Annotated in this window: 2 tRNA genes and 3 rRNA genes; all 5 read left to right on the forward strand. The window is 49.7% G+C overall.

What is annotated here, in order from left to right:
* Positions 1-72 (forward strand) — tRNA-Glu (locus B7695_RS07720).
* A 242-nt stretch (positions 73-314) separates the two neighbouring features.
* Positions 315-1,860, forward strand: a 16S ribosomal RNA gene (locus B7695_RS07725).
* Between the two features lie 51 nt (positions 1,861-1,911).
* Positions 1,912-1,984: transfer RNA gene (locus tag B7695_RS07730), tRNA-Ala, on the forward strand.
* Between the two features lie 123 nt (positions 1,985-2,107).
* Positions 2,108-5,009 (forward strand): 23S ribosomal RNA (locus tag B7695_RS07735).
* A gap of 75 nt (positions 5,010-5,084) precedes the next feature.
* Positions 5,085-5,200: ribosomal RNA gene (gene rrf, locus B7695_RS07740) — 5S ribosomal RNA — on the forward strand.
* The 16S, 23S and 5S rRNA genes sit together here with 2 tRNA genes alongside, the layout of an rRNA operon.
* Position 5,201 lies beyond the last annotated feature (1 nt).

A 5,201-nucleotide genomic window follows, 5' to 3' on the forward strand; every position in this document is an offset into this window, starting at 1 on the left:
GGTCCGTTGGTCAAGGGGTTAAGACACCGCCTTTTCACGGCGGTAACACGGGTTCGAATCCCGTACGGACTATGGTATGTTGCGGTTGGAACACTTGATGAAAAAAAGTTTAAAAAAGTTTCAAAAAAGTGTTGACAAGCGAAAGCGACTGTGATATACTAATATAGTTGTCGCTTGAGAGAAGTGAGTGACAAAGACCTTTGAAAACTGAACAAGACGAACCAATGTGCAGGGCACTACAACTAAGGTTGTAGTACTGAACAATGAAAAAACAATAAATCTGTCAGTGACAGAAATGAGTGAGAACTCAAACTTTTAATGAGAGTTTGATCCTGGCTCAGGACGAACGCTGGCGGCGTGCCTAATACATGCAAGTAGAACGCTGAAGGAGGAGCTTGCTCTTCTGGATGAGTTGCGAACGGGTGAGTAACGCGTAGGTAACCTGCCTGGTAGCGGGGGATAACTATTGGAAACGATAGCTAATACCGCATAAGAGTAGATGTTGCATGACATTTGCTTAAAAGGTGCAATTGCATCACTACCAGATGGACCTGCGTTGTATTAGCTAGTTGGTGGGGTAACGGCTCACCAAGGCGACGATACATAGCCGACCTGAGAGGGTGATCGGCCACACTGGGACTGAGACACGGCCCAGACTCCTACGGGAGGCAGCAGTAGGGAATCTTCGGCAATGGACGGAAGTCTGACCGAGCAACGCCGCGTGAGTGAAGAAGGTTTTCGGATCGTAAAGCTCTGTTGTAAGAGAAGAACGAGTGTGAGAGTGGAAAGTTCACACTGTGACGGTATCTTACCAGAAAGGGACGGCTAACTACGTGCCAGCAGCCGCGGTAATACGTAGGTCCCGAGCGTTGTCCGGATTTATTGGGCGTAAAGCGAGCGCAGGCGGTTAGATAAGTCTGAAGTTAAAGGCTGTGGCTTAACCATAGTACGCTTTGGAAACTGTTTAACTTGAGTGCAAGAGGGGAGAGTGGAATTCCATGTGTAGCGGTGAAATGCGTAGATATATGGAGGAACACCGGTGGCGAAAGCGGCTCTCTGGCTTGTAACTGACGCTGAGGCTCGAAAGCGTGGGGAGCAAACAGGATTAGATACCCTGGTAGTCCACGCCGTAAACGATGAGTGCTAGGTGTTAGACCCTTTCCGGGGTTTAGTGCCGTAGCTAACGCATTAAGCACTCCGCCTGGGGAGTACGACCGCAAGGTTGAAACTCAAAGGAATTGACGGGGGCCCGCACAAGCGGTGGAGCATGTGGTTTAATTCGAAGCAACGCGAAGAACCTTACCAGGTCTTGACATCCCTCTGACCGCTCTAGAGATAGAGTTTTCCTTCGGGACAGAGGTGACAGGTGGTGCATGGTTGTCGTCAGCTCGTGTCGTGAGATGTTGGGTTAAGTCCCGCAACGAGCGCAACCCCTATTGTTAGTTGCCATCATTCAGTTGGGCACTCTAGCGAGACTGCCGGTAATAAACCGGAGGAAGGTGGGGATGACGTCAAATCATCATGCCCCTTATGACCTGGGCTACACACGTGCTACAATGGCTGGTACAACGAGTCGCAAGCCGGTGACGGCAAGCTAATCTCTTAAAGCCAGTCTCAGTTCGGATTGTAGGCTGCAACTCGCCTACATGAAGTCGGAATCGCTAGTAATCGCGGATCAGCACGCCGCGGTGAATACGTTCCCGGGCCTTGTACACACCGCCCGTCACACCACGAGAGTTTGTAACACCCGAAGTCGGTGAGGTAACCGTAAGGAGCCAGCCGCCTAAGGTGGGATAGATGATTGGGGTGAAGTCGTAACAAGGTAGCCGTATCGGAAGGTGCGGCTGGATCACCTCCTTTCTAAGGATAAGGAACTGCGCATTGGTCTTGTTTAGTCTTGAGAGGTCTTGTGGGGCCTTAGCTCAGCTGGGAGAGCGCCTGCTTTGCACGCAGGAGGTCAGCGGTTCGATCCCGCTAGGCTCCATTGGTGAGAGATCACCAAGTAATGCACATTGAAAATTGAATATCTATATCAAATAGTAACAAGAAAATAAACCGAAAACGCTGTAGTATTAATAAGAGTTTATGACTGAAAGGTCAAAAATAAGGTTAAGTTAATAAGGGCGCACGGTGGATGCCTTGGCACTAGGAGCCGAAGAAGGACGTGACAAACGACGATATGCCTTGGGTAGCTGTAAGTAAGCGATGATCCAGGGATTTCCGAATGGGGGAACCCAACAGGTACTACCTGTTACCCGCATCTGTTAAGGATGTGAGGAGGAAGACGCAGTGAACTGAAACATCTAAGTAGCTGCAGGAAGAGAAAGCAAAAGCGATTGCCTTAGTAGCGGCGAGCGAAACGGCAGGAGGGCAAACCGAAGAGTTTACTCTTCGGGGTTGTAGGACTGCAATGTGGACTCAAAGATTATAGAAGAATGATTTGGGAAGATCAGCCAAAGAGAGTAATAGCCTCGTATTTAAAATAGTCTTTGTACCTAGCAGTATCCTGAGTACGGCGGGACACGCGAAATCCCGTCGGAATCTGGGAGGACCATCTCCCAACCCTAAATACTCCCTAGTGACCGATAGTGAACCAGTACCGTGAGGGAAAGGTGAAAAGCACCCCGGGAGGGGAGTGAAATAGAACCTGAAACCGTGTGCCTACAACAAGTTCGAGCCCGTTAATGGGTGAGAGCGTGCCTTTTGTAGAATGAACCGGCGAGTTACGTTATGATGCGAGGTTAAGTTGAAGAGACGGAGCCGTAGGGAAACCGAGTCTGAATAGGGCGAATTAGTATCATGACGTAGACCCGAAACCATGTGACCTACCCATGAGCAGGTTGAAGGTGCGGTAAGACGCACTGGAGGACCGAACCAGGGCACGTTGAAAAGTGCTTGGATGACTTGTGGGTAGCGGAGAAATTCCAAACGAACTTGGAGATAGCTGGTTCTCTCCGAAATAGCTTTAGGGCTAGCGTCGACATTAGAGATTCTTGGAGGTAGAGCACTGTTTGGGTGAGGGGTCCATCCCGGATTACCAATCTCAGATAAACTCCGAATGCCAATGAATTATGGTCGGCAGTCAGACTGCGAGTGCTAAGATCCGTAGTCGAAAGGGAAACAGCCCAGACCACCAGCTAAGGTCCCAAAATAATTGTTAAGTGGAAAAGGATGTGGGGTTGCACAGACAACTAGGATGTTAGCTTAGAAGCAGCTATTCATTCAAAGAGTGCGTAATAGCTCACTAGTCGAGTGACCCTGCGCCGAAAATGTACCGGGGCTAAAACAATTTACCGAAGCTGTGGATACCTTTATAGGTATGGTAGGAGAGCGTTCTATGTGTGAAGAAGGTGTACCGTGAGGAGTGCTGGAACGCATAGAAGTGAGAATGCCGGTATGAGTAGCGAAAGACAGGTGAGAATCCTGTCCACCGTAAGACTAAGGTTTCCAGGGGAAGGCTCGTCCGCCCTGGGTTAGTCGGGACCTAAGGAGAGACCGAAAGGTGTATCCGATGGACAACAGGTTGATATTCCTGTACTAGAGTATGTAGTGATGGAGGGACGCAGTAGGCTAACTAAAGCAGACGATTGGAAGAGTCTGTCTAAGCAGTGAGGTGTGGTATGAGTCAAATGCTTATATCTATAACATTGAGCTGTGATGGGGAGCGAAGTTTAGTAGCGAAGTTAGTGACGTCACACTGCCAAGAAAAGCTTCTAGCGTTTAAACATACTCTACCCGTACCGCAAACCGACACAGGTAGTCGAGGCGAGTAGCCTCAGGTGAGCGAGAGAACTCTCGTTAAGGAACTCGGCAAAATGACCCCGTAACTTCGGGAGAAGGGGTGCTGACTTTAAGTCAGCCGCAGTGAATAGGCCCAAGCAACTGTTTATCAAAAACACAGCTCTCTGCTAAATCGTAAGATGATGTATAGGGGGTGACGCCTGCCCGGTGCTGGAAGGTTAAGAGGAGTGCTTAGCGCAAGCGAAGGTATGAATTGAAGCCCCAGTAAACGGCGGCCGTAACTATAACGGTCCTAAGGTAGCGAAATTCCTTGTCGGGTAAGTTCCGACCCGCACGAAAGGCGTAATGATTTGGGCACTGTCTCAACGAGAGACTCGGTGAAATTTTAGTACCTGTGAAGATGCAGGTTACCCGCGACAGGACGGAAAGACCCCATGGAGCTTTACTGCAGTTTGATATTGAGTGTCTGTACCACATGTACAGGATAGGTAGGAGTCTACGAGATCGGGACGCCAGTTTCGAAGGAGACGTTGTTGGGATACTACCCTTGTGTTATGGCCACTCTAACCCGGATAGGTAATCCCTATCGGAGACAGTGTCTGACGGGCAGTTTGACTGGGGCGGTCGCCTCCTAAAAGGTAACGGAGGCGCCCAAAGGTTCCCTCAGAATGGTTGGAAATCATTCGCAGAGTGTAAAGGTATAAGGGAGCTTGACTGCGAGAGCTACAACTCGAGCAGGGACGAAAGTCGGGCTTAGTGATCCGGTGGTTCCGTATGGAAGGGCCATCGCTCAACGGATAAAAGCTACCCTGGGGATAACAGGCTTATCTCCCCCAAGAGTTCACATCGACGGGGAGGTTTGGCACCTCGATGTCGGCTCGTCGCATCCTGGGGCTGTAGTCGGTCCCAAGGGTTGGGCTGTTCGCCCATTAAAGCGGCACGCGAGCTGGGTTCAGAACGTCGTGAGACAGTTCGGTCCCTATCCGTCGCGGGCGTAGGAAATTTGAGAGGATCTGCTCCTAGTACGAGAGGACCAGAGTGGACTTACCGCTGGTGTACCAGTTGTCTTGCCAAAGGCATTGCTGGGTAGCTATGTAGGGAAGGGATAAACGCTGAAAGCATCTAAGTGTGAAACCCACCTCAAGATGAGATTTCCCATGATTTTATATCAGTAAGAGCCCTGAGAGATGATCAGGTAGATAGGTTAGAAGTGGAAGTGTGGCGACACATGTAGCGGACTAATACTAATAGCTCGAGGACTTATCCAAAGTAACTGAGAATATGAAGCGAACGGTTTTCTTGGTTTGAATAGATATTCAATTTTGAGTAGGTATTACTCAGAGTTAAGTGACGATAGCCTAGGAGATACACCTGTACCCATGCCGAACACAGAAGTTAAGCCCTAGAACGCCGGAAGTAGTTGGGGGTTGCCCCCTGTGAGATATGGAAGTCGCTTAGCT

Source organism: Streptococcus mitis, assembly GCF_002096845.1.
In the GTDB taxonomy this organism is placed as follows: domain Bacteria; phylum Bacillota; class Bacilli; order Lactobacillales; family Streptococcaceae; genus Streptococcus; species Streptococcus mitis_A.